The sequence below is a fragment of the Streptomyces sp. NPDC002130 genome, from assembly GCF_040296465.1.
Taxonomy (GTDB): Bacteria; Actinomycetota; Actinomycetes; order Streptomycetales; family Streptomycetaceae; genus Streptomyces.
The window spans coordinates 1-17,007 of the sequence record NZ_JBEOXI010000097.1; the positions used below are offsets into that span (position 1 = coordinate 1).

Here is a 17,007-nt window from a genome sequence, read left to right on the forward strand (position 1 = left end):
CCGAGGCGCGGCGCACCCGGTGCTCCAGTTCCTCCGTGGTGCCGACGCCGTCCCGGGCGAGGGCGGCGGTCTCGGTGGCGCGCAGCCGCTGCACCGCGAGCCGGTGGGTCAGGGTGGCGACCCAGGTGCGCAGCGGGCCCTGCCTGGGGTCGTAGGAGTCGGGGTGCTCCCAGACGTGGATGAAGACCTCGCGGGTGACGCCGTCGGCGGCCAGCTCGTCGCCGAGCACGCGGTGGGCGAGGCCGTGCACGAGGGAGGCGAACCGGTCGTAGAGCTCGCCGAGGGCGGCCGCTTCGCCGCGGGCCAGCCGCTGCTGCATCTTGCGGTCCCAGCGGGGCGGTACGTCCTTTTTCGCCATGCGGCCCCCTCACCCCCCTGCTCGTGTCCCGCGCCCGTGCTCTGTCCAGCCTGTCCCCGACGTCTCCTCGAATGTAGTCGGCACGTCCGGTGGCGCACGCCCCTTTGTGGCAATGTGCGCCCCCTGAGCGGCTGCAGGTGGTAGAGGACCACCGGCGCTCGCACCGGATGCCTTTGGGCTCGCACCTACCCCGCCGCCATCCGATCAGACCTGACTGAAAGAGGATCGAACAGGATCGAAGTCGGCTAAATCAAGCCTCTTCTACGGGGGATCCGTTTTCCGGGTCGCGTTTCAGGGAACCGCCGCTGGGCAGCCGCGCTCCAAGGAAGCGTAGGGTCTGCTTCCGGTTTGGCGATCGAGGGGCGTGGTGGTGACCTTCAAAGTGACCGGCGGCGAGCAGGGCGAATGGGCCGTGCTCCAGGTGTCGGGCGAGCTGGATCTGGTGACGTCGCCGGTGCTGCGCCAGCGCGTGCACGACGTGGTGGCCGAGGGGCATCACTGTCTCGTCCTGGATCTGTCCGAGGTGTTCTTCTGCGACTCCAGCGGCGTCGGCGTGCTCATCGCGGCCCGCCGGCTGATCCGTTCCTGCCAGGGCCGGCTGCGCCTCGTGCTGCCCGCCCGGGGTGCGGCCGACGGATCGCACGTCAACCGGGTCCTCGGTGCGCTGGGCGTACGCAGACTGTTCGACGTGTACGGCGATGTGGACGCCGCCCTCGGCGACGAGGGTGAACCCCTGTCCGCGTGACGGCCCGATGACGCACGGTACGGCGAATGTCGCCGTTCCGACACGCCGTTGTCCCGGAATTCCCGCGGTCTTGGCACAAGTGACGTTTTCGTGCGCCCGAACGGCTCCCCCCGTCGTACGCTCCGACCCAGACGTACCCCATCCGACGTAAGGCGGCCCGAGAGAGACATGGTCAGCAGCGAGTACGAGCGCAGGATCGCCGCCCGGTTCGCCACCTTCGACCAGGACGGCAACGGCTACATCGACCGCGAGGACTTCTACGGCGCCGTCAAGGCGCTGCTCACGGAGTTCGCCGTGGCGGCCCGGTCCGACAAGGGGCAGGCACTGTACGGCGGCGCCGAGGCCTTCTGGCAGGGCATGGCCGGGATGGCGGACCGCGACGGCGACCAGCGCATCACGCGCCAGGAGTTCGTCAACGGCGCGGTCAAGCGCCTGCGCGACAACCCCGACCGGTTCGCCGAGATCGCCCGCCCCTTCCTGCACGCGGCCCTGGACGTCGCCGACACCGACGGTGACGGCGCGGCGACGATCGAGGAGGCCGGCCGTGTCCTGAAGTGCCTCGGCGTCCCCGAGGACGTCGCCGGGCCGGCCGTCGCCACGCTCGACGCGGACGGTGACGGCAAGGTCGGCGAGGCCGAGGTCGTCCCGGCCTTCGCCCGCTACTTCACCGTGCCCGAGTAGGGCCACGCGTCGCGTCCGCGCCGTGGGATTCCGGCGCCCCTTCGCCGTAGGGGTTGTTCTGGGGCGGGCGGCTGCGGGCTGTCGGTGGTTGCTCGCGCAGTTCCCCGCGCCCCTGGGGGGGCTGCTCGCAGTGGGTCACGTGTCCGAGTAGCGCTCGCGGAGCTTGTACTTCAGTACCTTCCGCAGGGTCTCGCCCCGCGGAAGGGCGTCCACCACCTCCAGCCGCTCCGGCAGCTTGTGCACCGACAGGCCCTCGGCGCGCAGGAAGGCGGTCACGCCCGCGAGCGTCAAGGCCCCGGCCCCCGGCAGCTGTTCCACCACCGCGCACACCAGCTCGCCGCGCGCCGCGTCGGGCAGCCCGATCACGGCCACGTCCCCGACCGCCGGGTGCCGGTGCAGCAGGTCCTCGATCTCCTGGGCCGAGATGTTCTCGCCCTTGCGGATGATCACGTCCTTCAGCCGGCCGGTGAGCACCAGGTGCCCGGTGTCCGTGAGCCGCCCGAGATCGCCGGTGCGCAGGAACCCCTCGTCGTCGAAGGCCTCCGCCGTCTGCCCCGGATCCAGGTACCCGCGGCACACGGCCTCCCCGCGCAGCCGAACCTCCCCGTCCACGATCCGGATCTCCATCCCCTCCGGCGGCCGTCCCTCGGTCGTCGCCAGCAGTTCGGGACCGTCGTCCGGCGTCCCCATGGTGATCATCGGCACCTCGGTCATGCCGTACCCGTGGGTGAGCTGCACGCCCATCTCGCGCACGACCGCGTGGTACAGCTCCGGCGGCTTGGGCGCCCCGCCGCCCGCCAGCAGCCGCAGCGACGGCACCACCGGCTCTCCCGGCCGCTTGCGCTGCTCCGCGAGGAACATCGAGTAGAACGCCGTCGACCCGCCCGCCATCGTCACCCCGTGCGCACGGTACGCCGCCAGCGCGTCCGGCAGCGCGAACTGCTCGAACAGCACCGCCGGGAAGCCATACAGCAGCAGCATCACCGTGTAGTCGGGTCCGCCGATGTGGGCGTACGGGAAGGCGATCGAGCCGACGTCGTCCGCCGAGGGGCGCAGCGCGTGCGCCAGGCAGGAGCCGCCCGCGAGCAGCGAACGGTCCGTGTGCAGCACGCCCTTGGGGTCGGAGGTCGTGCCGGACGTCCAGTAGATCCAGCGGACGGCGGTGCCGTCGGAGGGCGGGGGAGGCAGCAGGGACGGATCGCCGTCGGGCAGGTCGTCGTACGCCTCGAAGACACCCTTCGCGCCCAGCCGCCGGGCCATCTCCGCGTGGTCGAAGCCGCGCCAGGTGCCCGGCACCGCGAAGAACTCCGCCCTGGACTCGCGCAGCGCGAAACCGACCTCGCGGTCCCGGTAGAAGGGGATCACCGGCGTCTGCACGGCGCCGAGCCGGGCCAGGGCGAAGGACAGTACGGCCGTCTCGATACGGGTGGGCAGCTGCCAGGCGACCACCGTGCCGGGGCGTACGCCCATGCCGTACAGCCCGGCCGCGACCCGCTCGGCGCGGGCGCGCAGTTCCTCGAAGGTGAGCGTGCGGCCGTCCTGGTGGAACAGCGGACGGCCGGGGGTGAGGGCGGCGCGGCGGGTGGCCAGCTCCCACAGCGTGGCCGACGAACTCAGGGCGTGCGGGGTCTCGTTCACGGACTCCCCCTGCTCCTTGGCTGACGGGTCGTCAGATGCGATGCTATCTGACGCAGCATCAGATAAGTACCGTCCGGCGGAGGGGACCCATGGCCACCGAACTGCCCCGCATCATCAGCGTCGACGACCACGTGATCGAGCCCGCCCACCTCTTCGACACGTGGCTGCCGGCCAAGTACCGCGAGCGCGGCCCCAGGGCGCTGACCGCCGGCATCGGTGAACTCGCCTACATCGGCGGCAAGTACCGGATCACCATGGACCCGGACGGCCAGCCCACCGACTGGTGGATCTACGAGGACCTGAAGTTCCCGTACAAGCGCAACATCGCCGCCGTCGGCTTCGACCGGGACGAGATGACCCTGGAGGGCATCACCCGCGAGGAGATGCGGCCCGGCTGCTGGGATCCCAAGGAGCGCCTGAAGGACATGGACCTCAACCATGTCGAGGCGAGCCTCTGCTTCCCCAGCTTCCCGCGGTTCTGCGGCCAGACCTTCGCCGAGGCGCACGACAAGGAGGTCGCCCTCGCCTGCGTCCGCGCCTACAACGACTGGATGGTCGAGGAGTGGTGCGGCGACAGCGGCGGGCGGCTCATCCCGCTCTGCCTGATCCCGCTGTGGGACGTCGGCCTGGCGGTCGAGGAGATCCGCCGCAACGCCGCGCGCGGGGTGAGGGCGGTGACCTTCTCCGAGATCCCGACCCACCTCGGGCTGCCGTCCATCCACTCCGGTTACTGGGACCCGTTCTTCGCGGTCTGCCAGGAGACCGGGACGGTCGTCAACATGCACATCGGCTCGTCCTCGCAGATGCCGGCCGCCTCCCCGGACGCCCCGCCCGCCGTCCAGGCCTCCCTCAGCTTCAACAACGCCATGGCCTCGATGATGGACTTCCTCTTCAGCGGGGTCCTGGTGCGCTTCCCGCGCCTGAAACTCGCCTACTCCGAGGGCCAGATGGGCTGGGTCCCGTACGCCCTGGAGCGCGCCGACGACGTCTGGGAGGAGCACCGGGCCTGGGGCGGCGTGCGCGACACGGTCCCCGAGCCGCCGTCCACGTACTACTACCGGCAGATGTTCTGCTGCTTCTTCCGCGACAAGCACGGCGTGGCGTCCCTGGACGTGGTGGGCCGCGACAACGCCACCTTCGAGACCGACTACCCGCACGTCGACTCGACCTTCCCGCACACCAAGGAGGTCGCCCTCGACCACGTGAAGGGCCTCGACGACGAGACGGTGTACAAGCTGATGCGGGGCAACGCCATCCGGATGCTCGACCTGGACCTCGACCGCTGATGGACCTGTCGGACACGCCAGAAGAGGCGGACTTCCGGGCCAGGCTGCGGGAGTGGCTCGCGGCGGTGCTCCCCGGTCTCCCGCCCCAGCCGTCCCCCGCCGACTGGCCGGGGCGGCGGGCCTACGACCTCGGCTGGCAGCGCCGGCTCCACGACGCCGGATACGCCGACGTCCACTGGGACGCCACACCGAGCGTCCGCCTGATCTTCCTGGAGGAGACCGAGAAGGCGGGGGCGCCCTACGTGGGCGCCAACTTCGTGGGTCTGCTGCACGCCGGCCCGACGATCGCCGCGGAGGGCACCCCGGACCAGCGGGCGCGCTGGCTGCCGCCGATCCTGCGCGGCGAGGAGGTCTGGTGCCAGGGCTTCAGCGAACCGGAGGCCGGCTCCGACCTCGCGGCCCTGCGCACGCGCGCGTGGCGCGACGGCGACTCCTACGTGGTGACCGGCTCCAAGATCTGGACCTCCCACGCGGAAGTCGCCGACTGGTGCGAGCTGTTGGCCCGCACCGACCCCGACGCCCCCAAGCACCGCGGCATCACCTGGCTCGCCCTGCCCATGGACGCGCCGGGCATCACCGTACGGCCACTGCGCACGCTGGCCGGGTCGGCCGAGTTCGCCGAGGTGTTCCTTGACGAGGTGCGGGTGCCGGTGGCCAACCGGGTCGGGGACGAGAACGACGGCTGGCGCGTGACCATGGTGACGCTGTCCTTCGAACGCGGTACCGCGTTCGCCGGCGAGGTCGTGGCCTGTCGGCGTGTGCTGGGCGAACTGGCCGTCGAGGCCCGCAGGAACGGCCGCTGGGACGACCCGGCCCTCAGGCGCCGGCTGGGCAGGCTGCACGCCGAGTTCCGGGCGCTGTGGCGGCTCACGCTGTGGAACGTCAGCGCGGCGGAGGCGTCGGGCGGGGTGCCGGGCACCGGCGGCTCGGTCTTCAAGCTTCGCTACTCGCACGCCCGCCAGGAGCTCTACGACGCCGCCGCCGAGGTGCTGGGCCCCGACTCCCTCGACCTGGACCGGCCGTGGACCCTCGACCGGCTGTCCTCCCTGGCGTACACGATCGCGGCCGGCACCTCGCAGATCCAGCACAACATCATCGCCGAGCGCATCCTCGGCCTGCCGAAGGGACGGTGAGGCGCCGTGCGGTTCCGCCTGACCGACGACCAGCGGGCCCTGCGCGAGGGCGTGCGCGAGGCGCTGGCCCGGTGCTTCGACGCGGAGACGCTGCGGGCGGCGGTGGAGGGCGCCGGCGGTGGACGGAAGGGGGCGGGGCGTTCGGAGGGTGGCGGCGGAGGGGCGGGCGCGGGGCGGTCAGGGGTCGATGGTGGCGAAACGGGGAGTGGTTCCGAGGGCGGCGGCGGGGCTGTCGTGGGGTGTTCGGCGGCTGATGGTGGCGGTGCGGGGACTGAAGGGGCTGGGCGTTACGAGGGCGGCGGCGGTGCTGTCGTGTGGTGTTCGGCGGCGGACGGTGGTGCGAGGAGTGGCTCCGAGGGCGGCGGTGCTGCCGCGGGGCGGTCAGTGGTGGACGGTGGTGGTGCGGGGAGTGACGGGGCGGGGCCTGGCGGGGCGGGGCGGCTCGATCGAGATGTGTGGCGGGCCCTCGGTGACCTCGGGTTCTTCGCGTTGCGGCTGCCGGAGGCGGAGGGCGGGGTCGGACTCGGGCTGCCGGAGGCCGTGTTGGTGTTCGAGGAGGCCGGGCGGGTGCTGCTGCCCGGGCCGCTCGTCGCCACCCACCTCGCGGCCGGGGCCGTACCGGGCGCCGCCACCGGGGAGACGGTGGTCGCGGCCGTGGACTGCGGGCTCGTGGAGTGGCTGGCGGAGGCGGACGTCGTCCGCGGGGACGCCACCGGGGCCGTGCCCCTGCGCTCGCTCGACCCGCTCACGCCCCTGCACCGGGTGCCCGCCGGACGGCCCGCCCCCGACCCCCTCGCGGTTCTGCTCAGTGCCGCCGAGCAACTCGGCACGGCCGTCCGCGTCGGCGAACTCGCGGCGCAACACGCCCGGGCGCGCGAACAGTTCGGCCGGCCCGTCGGCGCCTTCCAGGCGGTGGCACACCTGTGCGCGGGGATCCTGGTCCGGGCGGAGACGGCCCGCGCCACGGTGTACGCGGCCGCCGTCACCGCCGACCCGGCCGACATCGCCGCGGCCCGGCTCCTCGCCGACGAGGCCGCCGTGCGCGGCGCCCGCGACTGTCTCCAGGTGCACGGCGGCATGGGCTTCACCTGGGAGTCCGAGGTCCATCTGCATCTGAAACGCGCATGGGTTCGAGCTCAGCGTGCGGGCGGCGTCACGGAGAGTGAGGAGATGCTCGCGGCTGCTCTGGCGTCCGGGACGGCCTGACGGACCGTCTGGCTGCGGTGTCGCCCCGCACGCTCGCGGAGATGTCGCGGATCGTGGCATACCGGAATTACGGAGCGTTGATATCGGCTTGTGTCCTCAGTGTGACTCGTTACGGCCTGGAGTCGATTGCCCGCTCCGGTACCTTGTGTCAGATGCGAGTGGCTCCGAGCGCAGTGCGACCCCGTGGCGCCGCCTGTTCGACTGCCCGCGGCGAGCGTCGCACAGTATGCCGCACGGGTACTCCTTCGCGCTGGAATATGCCCGAAGCGCTTGTTGACGTGACTGTACGTCAACCATGCTGTCCCACAAGGGATTCACGTTCAGTGATCCTTGTCCCGGCCGTTGTTCTGGCCATGCAGAAAATGGCTACGATCGTGGCCCTCGTGAGGCGCGAGCCTAAGTGTCCGCCGGTTCGGATGGTGTGAGCGGTGCAGGTGCTTCAAGTGCAGCTGGAGATCCGGCCCGACCCCGCAGAAGTGGGGCGAGCCCGGCGGTGGGCCCGCTCCCGCCTGGCCGGGTCCGGCATACAGGCCGACGAACCCCTCGCCGAGACGCTGATCCTGCTCGTCTCCGAACTCGTCACCAACGCCGTGGTGCACACCGGCCGTCCCGCCGTCCTGCGGCTGTCCCTGCCGAACGTGGTGACGGAGGAGGCCACGGTCCGGCTCGAGGTCGCGGACCGCAGCGGCCGGGCCCCCGTGCCCCGGTGCGCCGGCGACGACGCGACCGGCGGCCGGGGCCTGGCGCTCGTGGACGGCCTCGCCGACCGCTGGGGCTGGAGCGTCGAGGCCACCGGCAAGCGCATCTGGTGCGAACTGGACCGGTGCGCGAAGTCCGGCGACCTCACGGCCTCGTGCGGGGGCGGCGCGGTGGAGTGCGGCGGCGGGGCGGCCTTCGAGGGGCTGGCGTACGAAGCCGTGTAGCGCCGCCGCTCGTCGCCCGCGCCTGCCGGATGCGGTGTACGCGGCACATGCCGCGGGTTCGTGCGGCGGGGCCGGGGCACGGATGCATCGGGTCGGCGGGTTCGGTCGGGCCATGCGGCGATGCGCCGGGACGTGCTTCCGTGCGCGCCCACGGCGAAAGCCTCAAGTACGACATTTCGCCGAACGGGTGTTGACGGGTCGTGACCGCTTGCTCACGCTTGGGGGCAGCGATTCGCCGAGAGGGGACGACGAGGGCTTCGGTGGACGGCAGCCCTCGGCGAGTGTGAGTCGTGATTCGGCGTCGGCTTCCTTCGGGGCCAGGAAGTCGGGGCGGGAGCGCCGGAGTCGGGTGGCGGCGCGCGCTGCCGTGCTCGGGGCGAGCAGCGCGGCGCCGCCATCCAGCTGTGGCGGGTGGCGGCCCGGTGCGGCGACGGGTCCTGTGGCCCACCGGTCTGCAGGCCGGCCTCCAGGCTGGTCACAGGCCGGTCTACAGGACGGCGACGGGTGCCACCGGTGAGCCGGTCGCCCCGGTGAACGGCTCGGGGGTGGCTGTCAGCAGGAACGCGTACCGGCCCGCTTCTCCACAGGCTGTGGACAACGTTTCGAGATTCCAGTTCTGGCCCTGTGGCATGCCCATCTCCACGAGGTGGAGCGCGTGCACCGGCAGCCAGAGGTCCGCCACCTCCGGCGGGAACACCTCGAAGGTCAGGGTGTCGTTGGCGACGGCCGCGACATCGCGCGCGTGGAACCACTCCGGCGTACGGATCGACAGCCCCGGCGACGGATACGCGTAGCCGTGCCGGTCCCCGGCCAGGCAGGTCCGCATCTGCCCGGTCCGTACGAGCACGATGTCGCCGGCCCCGACCCGCGTGCCGGCCAGCTCCTCGGCGGCGTCCAGGTCCTCGGGTGTTACGGCGTACCCGCCGTCGAGCCGGTCGGTGCCCCGGGCCCGGGCGACGTCCAGCAGCACTCCGCGTGAGACCACGTGTCGGACCGTGCCGATGCCGCTGAACCCGGCGCCGCCGTGCGGGGTGACGGTGTCGGCCGGGCGGCCGTTGTAGAGCCGGCCGGAGTGCGAGACGTGCGGCAGCGCGTCCCAGTGGGTGGCCGCCTGGAGGCCCATGGTCACGACGTCGTCGCTGCAGGCGACCGTGCCCGGGCCGAAGATCTCCTGGTTGATCTGCACCATGGCGTGCAGGGGGTTGACGCGGCCGGGGATCACGCCGGTCTGCACGCCGTCCTGCTGGAGGGGCAGGGCGAGGGGGACACGCCGGCCGGTGCGGACGGTCGCCGCGGCCTGCCTGACGACCTCGTCGGTGATCAGGTTCAGTGTGCCGATCTCGTCGCCGGCTCCCCAACGCCCCCAGTTGTTCACACGTTTGGCGATGTCGTGGAACGCGTCCGGCAGCGACATGAGTCCTCCCCGGGGCTTGTCTTCCCGTATCTGACGGGTCGTAGAATTCGGGAACCGACAATCTAACGGTCCGTCAGAAACCGTGGGACGGGAAGGGGCCGGGCGTGGGGAACTTCTTGGCAGGCAAGGTCGTCGCCGTCACGGGTGCCGGGCGCGGCATCGGCCGGGCGGTCGCGCTCGCGGCGGCGGCCGAGGGGGCGAAGGTCGTGGTCAACGACTACGGCGTCGCGGTCGACGGGGGTTCGCCGACGAGTGAGGTCGCCCAGGCCGTGGTGAAGGAGATCGAGGCGGCGGGCGGGGAGGCGGTGGCCGTCGCCGACGACATCTCCACGATGGCCGGCGGGCAGCGGGTCGTCGACGTGGCGCTGGCGTCGTTCGGGCGGCTGGACGGTGTGGTCTGCGTGGCCGGGATCCTGCGCGAGCGGATGCTGTTCAACATGACCGAGGAGGAATGGGACCCGGTCGTCGCGACGCATCTGAAAGGCACGTTCACGGTGTTCCGGGCGGCGTCCGCGGTCATGCGGAAGCAGCGGACCGGGACGCTGATCGGCTTCACCAGCGGCAACCACCAGGGGTCCGTCTCCCAGGCCAACTACAGCGCCGCGAAGGGCGGGATCATCTCGCTGGTGCGCAGCGCCGCGCTGGGGCTGCACAAGTACGGGGTGACCGCGAACGCGGTGGCGCCGGTGGCGCGGACGCGGATGTCGGCGGGGGTGCCGATGGAACTGGCCGAGATCGGCGAGCCGGAGGACGTCGCCGCGCTGGTGGTGTATCTGCTGTCCGACGCCGCCTCCCGGGAGGGGATCACCGGGCAGGTGTACACGGTGGCCGGGGCGAAGATCGCGGTGTGGGCGCAGCCGAGGGAGTTGCGGGCCGCGTATGCCTCCGGCGGGTGGAGTGTGGAACGGATCGCGGAGTTTCTGCCCGGGTCGGTGGGGGTGGATCCGATGCCGATGCTGGAGCGGGTGGGGGAGATGGAGAGGGCGGCGAGTCGGGGGGAGCGGCCGAACGCCCGGTAGCTCGGGGGTGGGGGTCGTGTGGCGGGTGCGGGCGGTCCGTGGTTGTTCGCGCAGTTCCCCGCGCCCCTCGCGGGCGGCACCCCGCGGCGCCGGGTTGCGCACCCTCCCCGCCTCAGCTCCATCATCCAGTCACTTCGATCCAAGGCGGCGATCGTGGACTTCGGATTCGCTCGAGAGGACCAGGACTTCCGTGACGAAGCCCGGGCCTGGCTTGCCGAGAACGTCAAAGGGGAGACGGAGCAACGCGTTTGGGAACGCACTCTCGGCGCAGCCGGATGGATCGGGCTCGGGTGGGGCGGGGACGGGTACGGGAATCGCAGGGCGACCCTCACCCAGCAGGTCGTCTGGGCCGAGGAGTACGCGCGCTCCGGCGCGCCGCCGCGCTCCGGGCACATCGGGGAGAACCTGCTCGCGCCCACGCTCCTCGCCCACGGCAGTGACGAGCAGAAGTCGCGCTTCCTGCCGCCGATCGCCGCCGGTGCGGAACTCTGGTGCCAGGGGTACAGCGAACCCGGCGCCGGATCGGACCTGGCCGGCATCCGTACCGCGGCCGTGCCCGAGCCGGACGGCCGTACGTACCGCGTCACGGGACAGAAGATCTGGACGTCGCTCGCGCACGAGGCGGACTGGTGTTTCGTGCTGGCCAGGACCGAACCCGGCTCGGTGCGGCACCGCGGCCTGTCCTTCCTGCTCGTCCCCATGGACCAGCCCGGCCGGATCGAGGTCCGTCCCATCCGGCAGATGACCGGCACCGGCGACTTCAACGAGGTCTTCTTCGACGGCGCCCGCGCGGAGCACGTCGTCGGCGGCGCGGGCAACGGCTGGCGCGTCGCCATGAGCCTGCTCGGCTTCGAACGGGGTGTGTCCACCCTGGCCCAGCAGATCGGCTTCGCCGAGGAACTGGGCGCGGTGGTGCGGGCGGCCGTGGCGTCGGGCGCGGTGCACGATCCCGTCGTACGGGAACGGCTCGTGCGGCAGTGGGCCGAACTGCGCACGATGCGCTGGAACGCCCTTCGCACGCTGGGGGGTTCCGGTGACGCCGGCGCCCCGAGCGTGGCCAAGCTGCTGTGGGCCGGCTGGCACCAGCGGCTCGGGGAGCTGGCGGTGCTGGTGCGGGGCGCCGCGGCGGCCGTGGGACCCGCCGACTGGTCGGCCTCGGCACCGTACGTACTGGACGCCGCCCAGCACCTGTTCCTCTTCTCGCGGGCCGACACGATCTACGGCGGCTCGGACCAGATCCAGCGCACGATCATCGCCGAGCGGGTGCTCGGCCTGCCCAGGGAGCCCAAGGGGGCCGTGTGATGCGAGGCGTGATCTTCGACGGGAAGCAGGTCCGGGTCGTGACGGACCTGGAGGTGCGCGAGCCCGGGCCGGGCGAGGTGCGGGTCGCGATCTCGGCGGCCGGGCTGTGTCACAGCGATCTGTCGGTGGTGGACGGGACCATCCCCTTTCCCGTTCCCGTGGTGCTGGGCCATGAGGGGGCCGGGGTCGTGGAGGCGGTGGGTGCGGGCGTCAGCCATGTCGCGCCCGGGGACCATGTGGCGCTGTCCACCCTGGCGAACTGCGGTACGTGCGCCGAGTGCGACCGGGGGCGGCCGACCATGTGCCGGCGGGCCATCGGACGCCCGGGCCGGCCGTTCCGCCACCACGGCTCACCGGTGCACCAGTTCGCGTCCAACTCGGCGTTCGCCGAGCGCACGGTCGTCAAGGCCGTACAGGCGGTCCGCATCCCCGGCGACATCCCGCCGGCGTCGGCCGCGCTCATCGGGTGCGGGGTGCTGACCGGGGTGGGCGCCGTACTCAACCGGGCGCGGGTGGACCGCGGCGACAGCGTCCTCGTCATCGGGACGGGCGGCATCGGCCTGAACGTCCTCCAAGGGGCGCGGCTCGCGGGTGCCGGGCGGATCGTCGCCGTCGACGCCAACCCGGCGAAGGAGGAGGCGGCACGCCGGTTCGGCGCGACCGACTTCCTCACCTCGGCCGAGGGTGTGCGCGACCTCCTGCCCACGGGCGCGGACCACGCCTTCGAGTGCGTCGGCCGGGTGGAGCTGATCCGGCAGGCGATCGACGCGCTGGACCGGCACGGCCAGGCGATCCTGCTCGGGGTCCCGCCCGCCACGGCCGAGGCGTCCTTCCGCGTCTCCTCGATGTACCTCGACAAGTCCATCCTGGGCTGCCGCTACGGCTCCTCCCGCCCGCAGCGGGACATCGCGCTGTACGCCGAGATGTACCGCCGAGGACGCCTCCTGCTCGACGAACTGGTCACCCGGACCTATCCGGTCGAGGATTTCGAGAAGGCGGCGGCGGACGCGGAGGCCGGGCGGGTGGCGCGGGCGGTGCTCACCTTCTGAGGGCGGCGGCCCCCTCGTTCTCCGCCCGGAACGTCCGCCGGTAGGCGGTGGGCGTGACACCCAGGGCCGACTGGAGGTGCTGCCGCATCGACTGGGCCGTGCCGAAGCCCGCGTCCCGGGCCACCCGGTCGACGGAGCGGTCGGTGGACTCCAGGAGGTGGCGGGCCCGCTCCACGCGCTGCTGGGTGAGCCACTGGCCGGGGCTGACGCCGGTCTCCTCACGGAAGCGGCGGGTGAAGGTGCGCACCGACATGGACTCCTGCGCCGCCATGTCGCGCAGCTGGATCGGCTCGTGGAGACGGCCCAGGGCCCAGGCGCGGGCCGAGGTCGTGGTCGCCTGCTGCGGGTCGGGCACGGGCCGGTGGATGTACTGCGCCTGACCGCCGTCGCGGTGCGGCGGTACGACCGTGCGGCGGGCCACGTCGTTGGCGACCGCCGTGCCGTGGTCGCGGCGCACCATGTGCAGGCACAGGTCGATGCCGGCCGCGACGCCGGCGGAGGTCAGCACGTCGCCGTCGTCGATGAACAGGACGTCGGGGTCGACCTCGATCCGCGGGAAGAGCCGCTGGAACCGGTCGGCGTCGGCCCAGTGGGTGGTGGCGGGCCGGCCGTCGAGGAGACCGGCGGCGGCGAGGACGTAGACGCCGGTGCAGATCGAGGCGAGCCGGGTGCCCGGGCGGATGCGGTCGAGGGCGGCGGCCAGCTCGCCGGTCAGCACGCCCTGCTCGAACACCGGGCCGAGTTCGTACGACGCCGGGACGATCACCGTGTCCGCGGTGGCCAGGGTCTCGGGGCCGTGCTCCACCTGGATGGCGAAGTCGGCGTCGGTCTGCACCGGGCCCGGCGGGCGGACCGAGCAGGTGACGACGTCGTACAGCAGGCGTCCCTCGGCGTCCCGGGGGCGGCCGAAGATGCGGTGCGGGATGCCCAGCTCGAAGGGGAGCAGGCCGTCGAGGGCGAGGACGACGACCCTGTGCGGGCGGAACTCCGGGCTTCGGCTCATGGCCCGATCCTAACGAATGCTGTCCTTCGGGCCACTCGATGGAGCGCGCCGCAGATCGGAAGCTCTATGTCGTGACCCAGACAACCGAAGCAGCGGCCGCCCAGCAGCCGCCGAAGCCGACTCGTGCGCGGGTGCACCGCGCCTGGTTCGTCGCCGCCGTGACCTTCGTGACGATCATCGGCGCCGCCGCCTTCCGTTCCGTGCCGGGCCTGCTCATCGATCCTCTGCACGACGAGTTCGACTGGTCGCGCGGCACGATCGGCGCCGCCGTCTCGGTGAACCTCGCGCTGTACGGTCTGACGGCCCCGTTCGCGGCGGCCCTGATGGACCGCTTCGGCATCCGCCGGGTCGTCGCGGTCGCGCTCACCGTGATCGCGGCCGGTTCCTGGCTCACCGTGTGGATGACCGCGGCCTGGCAGCTGATGCTGTGCTGGGGCCTGCTGGTCGGTCTCGGCTCCGGTTCCATGGCGCTGGCCTTCGCGGCGACCGTCACCAATCGCTGGTTCACCGAACGCCGTGGCCTGGTCAGCGGCATCCTCACCGCGGCCTCTGCCTCCGGCCAGCTGATCTTCCTGCCGCTGCTGTCCTGGATCATCGACCGCTACGACTGGCGTCCGGCGGCCGTGACGGTCGCCCTCGCCGCGCTCGCGGTCGTGCCGTTCGTGTGGCTCCTGCTGCACGACCATCCGGCCGATGTCGGCCAGAAGCCGTACGGGGCCGCCGAGTTCGTGCCCAAGCCCCCTCCCGTCCGCGGTGCGGCCCGCCGGGCCGTGAGCGTGCTGCTCTCCGCCGTGCGCACCGGCCCGTTCTGGCTGCTCGCCGGCACCTTCGCGATCTGCGGCGCCTCCACCAACGGCCTGATCCAGACCCATTTCATCCCCGCGGCCCACGACGCGCACATGCCCGTCCGGGCCGCCGCGTCCCTGCTCGCGGTCATCGGGGTCTTCGACGTCGTCGGCACGATCGCTTCCGGCTGGTTCACCGACCGCTTCGAGCCGCGCCGCCTGCTGGCGGTGTACTACGCCCTGCGGGGCGTGTCGCTGATGTTCCTCCCGCTCCTGCTGGGCCCCGCGGTCCACCCTCCGATGATCTTCTTCATCGTCTTCTACGGCCTCGACTGGGTCGCCACGGTCCCGCCCACCCTCGCCCTGTGCCGCGAGCAGTACGGCGAGGACAGCGCGATCGTCTTCGGCTGGGTCCTCGCCTCCCACCAGGTCGGGGCAGCCCTCGTCGCCTTCCTGGGAGGTGTCGCCCGCGACACGTTCGGCACGTACGACGTGGTCTGGTACGCCTCGGGGGCGCTGTGCGCGGCGGCGGCGCTGATGGCGCTGGTGATCCGGCGCAGGGCGCTGGGCGAGGTGGCGGTGGCCTGAACCGGCCGGTCGTCAGGCGGGGTTCAGCCGCGTGAGGCTCGCCCGGGCCGTGTCGCGGATCCGCTTGGTCCGCCCGCGCTCGGCGAGGACGGTGAGGGCGCCGGTGCTCGACCCGGCCGCGGTTCTCAGCTGGAGCCAGTCGCTCGACGCGAGCAGGTCGTCCTGATCCCAGGGCAGCCCGCGTACGACGGCCCGGAACAGGGTCCACTCCCGCAGGCGCCGGACCAGGAAAGGACGGTCGCCCACCACCCGGGCCATCGCCTCCGCCCACTCCTCCCACACGGGTTCGGGGTGCAAGTCCTCGGCCCGGCGGTCGAGGTGGCGCACCACGGCGGCCCCGGCCATCACCGGGTCCGGGTCGGCGAGGACTCCGGCGACCAGCTCGGTCTCGTCCGTGTCGGTGACCTGCTCCAGTTCGGCAAGGTAGGCGGCGAAGCGGGCATGCTCCGGCGGCTCCTGGCCGCTGTCCCCGGCGTTCATACGGCTGTCCCTTTCCGATCCGTCGGCGCCCGGATCACCGGTGACGGACCTCGCGATCCGCCCCACGCCCCTCAGTGGCGGGCGCTTGCGCCGCCGCGTGACAGCGGCGCCTGATCCGTGCCGGGTCTATCCTGGACCCCGCAACTCCTCTGCTCGAAAGGCCCGTTGATGACACTCGGCATGGTCCTCGGTGACGTGGTCGTCGTGATCTCGCGCGTTCGCTCACGTTCGACCTTCCGAGGAGTCTGCCGTGTCCACGATCCACTGGGTCGAGGCTCGACCCCGTTCCGCCCGCTGGCACTCTGAGTCCGGGCTGCCCCTGCCCCGCCGGGTCGTCGTAGCCGACGACCGGATGCCGGCCGCCGTCGCCCACCGACTGGCCGGTGAGGGCACCGCGCTGCTGTGGCGCGGGGACTTCCACAACGCCCGCCAGTTGCTGCGCGCCATGGACCGCCGCGTCGGCCGCAGCGCGCCCGGTACGCCCGGGTCTCCCGCCGAGACGTTCCACGCCCAACGCCGGTTCCGCGCCCATCGCGCCCGCGGCCTGGGCAAGTTGCTCGTCCTGCTGGAGGAGGACCACACCCTGGCGCTGCGTCGCGCACCGGAGGTGCGCCGAGCGTGCGACGAGGCCTACGGACCGCCGCCCGGCGGGCCGGTCGCCGTCGCCCTCACGGAACTGCTGGGGGTGATCAGCGCCCGGGAGTGGCGGGAGAAGGGCGTGCACGTACCGGCGCTGGGCGCGCGGATCCACCCGCACTACGGGGTGTTCGCGCCCACCAGGAGCGAGTACGTCGATCTCGTCGCGCGGGCGCCGCTGCCGTGCGGGGGTGCCGTGCGTACCGCGTTCGACCTGGGTACGGGCACCGGGGTGCTCGCCGCCGTACTGGCCCGGCGCGGGGCCGGGCGGGTGGTGGCCACGGACCTCAGCGCCCGGGCCCGCGCGTGCGCACGGGCGAACGTACGGAGGTTGGGATTCGACACGACGGTCCACGTCACCGGGCCGGATCTGTACCCCGACGGACGTGCCGACCTCGTCGTCTGCAACCCGCCCTGGCTCCCCGCCCGGCCCGCCTCCGACCTCGACCTCGGCGTCTACGACTCGGGGGGCGCCATGCTCCGGGGTTTCCTGAACGGGCTCGTGGGCCGGCTGGACCCCGGGGGCGAGGGCTGGCTCGTGCTGTCCGACCTCGCCGAACGGCTCGGGCTGCGCGACCGCGGTGAGGTGCCCGCCTCCGTCGAGGCGGCGGGGTTGCGCGTCGTCGGCCGGCTGGACACCCACCCGCGCCACCCCCGCGCACGGGACACGGGTGATCCCCTGCACGCCGCCCGGGCCGGCGAGATCACGTCGCTGTGGCGGCTGGCGGCGGCCTGAGCCGTGGGGTCGCTGTCGCGGCCGG

At 72.6% G+C, this 17,007-nt stretch carries 16 protein-coding genes; 11 read left to right on the forward strand and 5 right to left on the reverse strand.

Going from position 1 to position 17,007, the window contains the following annotated elements:
• A partial coding sequence (locus tag ABT116_RS19710; protein WP_351635246.1) for a sigma factor occupies positions 1–358 on the reverse strand: 358 nt, incomplete at its 3' end.
• A gap of 364 nt (positions 359–722) precedes the next feature.
• Here ABT116_RS19710 and ABT116_RS19715 point away from each other — a divergent pair.
• The gene (locus ABT116_RS19715; RefSeq protein ID WP_030849533.1) at positions 723–1,103 is read left to right on the forward strand and encodes an STAS domain-containing protein; all 381 of its coding nucleotides are present in this window, start codon (positions 723–725) and stop codon (positions 1,101–1,103) included.
• 168 nt (positions 1,104–1,271) lie between these two features.
• Positions 1,272–1,784, forward strand: coding sequence for an EF-hand domain-containing protein (locus tag ABT116_RS19720; protein WP_351635250.1), 513 nt, complete (start codon positions 1,272–1,274; stop codon positions 1,782–1,784).
• 135 nt (positions 1,785–1,919) lie between these two features.
• Here ABT116_RS19720 and ABT116_RS19725 read toward each other — a convergent pair whose 3' ends face one another.
• Positions 1,920–3,422, reverse strand: a complete 1,503-nt coding sequence (locus ABT116_RS19725; protein WP_351635253.1) for a class I adenylate-forming enzyme family protein — start codon at positions 3,420–3,422, stop codon at positions 1,920–1,922.
• Positions 3,423–3,511: 89 nt separating this feature from the next.
• Here ABT116_RS19725 and ABT116_RS19730 point away from each other — a divergent pair, with 89 nt between their 5' ends.
• From ABT116_RS19730 to ABT116_RS19745, 4 genes are all read left to right on the forward strand, one after another.
• Positions 3,512–4,708 (forward strand): amidohydrolase family protein, encoded by a 1,197-nt coding sequence (locus tag ABT116_RS19730; RefSeq protein WP_351635256.1) that lies wholly within the window; start codon positions 3,512–3,514, stop codon positions 4,706–4,708.
• Positions 4,708–5,841, forward strand: a complete 1,134-nt coding sequence (locus tag ABT116_RS19735) for an acyl-CoA dehydrogenase (RefSeq protein ID WP_351635259.1) — start codon at positions 4,708–4,710, stop codon at positions 5,839–5,841. The genes ABT116_RS19730 and ABT116_RS19735 overlap by 1 nt, the downstream gene beginning before the upstream one ends.
• A 384-nt stretch (positions 5,842–6,225) precedes the next feature.
• A complete protein-coding gene (locus tag ABT116_RS19740; protein WP_351635323.1) occupies positions 6,226–7,047 on the forward strand; it encodes an acyl-CoA dehydrogenase family protein in 822 nt (273 codons plus the stop codon).
• A gap of 443 nt (positions 7,048–7,490) precedes the next feature.
• On the forward strand, positions 7,491–7,970 hold the full coding sequence (locus tag ABT116_RS19745; protein WP_351635326.1) for an ATP-binding protein: 480 nt from the start codon (positions 7,491–7,493) through the stop codon (positions 7,968–7,970).
• 487 nt (positions 7,971–8,457) lie between these two features.
• Here ABT116_RS19745 and ABT116_RS19750 read toward each other — a convergent pair whose 3' ends face one another.
• Positions 8,458–9,384: a cyclase family protein gene (locus ABT116_RS19750; protein WP_351635261.1), complete on the reverse strand. Its 927-nt coding sequence runs from the start codon at positions 9,382–9,384 to the stop codon at positions 8,458–8,460.
• 104 nt (positions 9,385–9,488) lie between these two features.
• On the opposite strand from ABT116_RS19750, the gene ABT116_RS19755 reads away from it, so the two are divergent.
• The 3 genes from ABT116_RS19755 to ABT116_RS19765 all read left to right on the forward strand — a co-directional run bounded on the left by ABT116_RS19755 (position 9,489) and on the right by ABT116_RS19765 (position 12,754).
• Positions 9,489–10,403, forward strand: a complete 915-nt coding sequence (locus tag ABT116_RS19755) for an SDR family oxidoreductase (protein ID WP_351635264.1) — start codon at positions 9,489–9,491, stop codon at positions 10,401–10,403.
• Between the two features lie 153 nt (positions 10,404–10,556).
• Positions 10,557–11,705: an acyl-CoA dehydrogenase family protein gene (locus tag ABT116_RS19760; protein ID WP_351635267.1), complete on the forward strand. Its 1,149-nt coding sequence runs from the start codon at positions 10,557–10,559 to the stop codon at positions 11,703–11,705.
• Positions 11,705–12,754, forward strand: coding sequence for a Zn-dependent alcohol dehydrogenase (locus ABT116_RS19765; RefSeq protein ID WP_351635270.1), 1,050 nt, complete (start codon positions 11,705–11,707; stop codon positions 12,752–12,754). Before ABT116_RS19760 ends, ABT116_RS19765 begins: the two co-directional genes overlap by 1 nt.
• Here ABT116_RS19765 and ABT116_RS19770 read toward each other — a convergent pair.
• Positions 12,744–13,757 (reverse strand): GlxA family transcriptional regulator, encoded by a 1,014-nt coding sequence (locus tag ABT116_RS19770; protein WP_351635273.1) that lies wholly within the window; start codon positions 13,755–13,757, stop codon positions 12,744–12,746. The two genes, ABT116_RS19765 and ABT116_RS19770, sit on opposite strands and share 11 nt — an antisense overlap.
• A 71-nt stretch (positions 13,758–13,828) precedes the next feature.
• On the opposite strand from ABT116_RS19770, the gene ABT116_RS19775 reads away from it, so the two are divergent.
• Positions 13,829–15,130: an MFS transporter gene (locus tag ABT116_RS19775; RefSeq protein ID WP_351635276.1), complete on the forward strand. Its 1,302-nt coding sequence runs from the start codon at positions 13,829–13,831 to the stop codon at positions 15,128–15,130.
• Between the two features lie 12 nt (positions 15,131–15,142).
• Here ABT116_RS19775 and ABT116_RS19780 read toward each other — a convergent pair whose 3' ends face one another.
• Positions 15,143–15,610, reverse strand: coding sequence for a hypothetical protein (locus ABT116_RS19780; protein ID WP_351635279.1), 468 nt, complete (start codon positions 15,608–15,610; stop codon positions 15,143–15,145).
• A gap of 250 nt (positions 15,611–15,860) precedes the next feature.
• On the opposite strand from ABT116_RS19780, the gene ABT116_RS19785 reads away from it, so the two are divergent.
• Positions 15,861–16,982, forward strand: a complete 1,122-nt coding sequence (locus ABT116_RS19785) for a methyltransferase (protein ID WP_351635282.1) — start codon at positions 15,861–15,863, stop codon at positions 16,980–16,982.
• Positions 16,983–17,007: the final 25 nt, after the last annotated feature.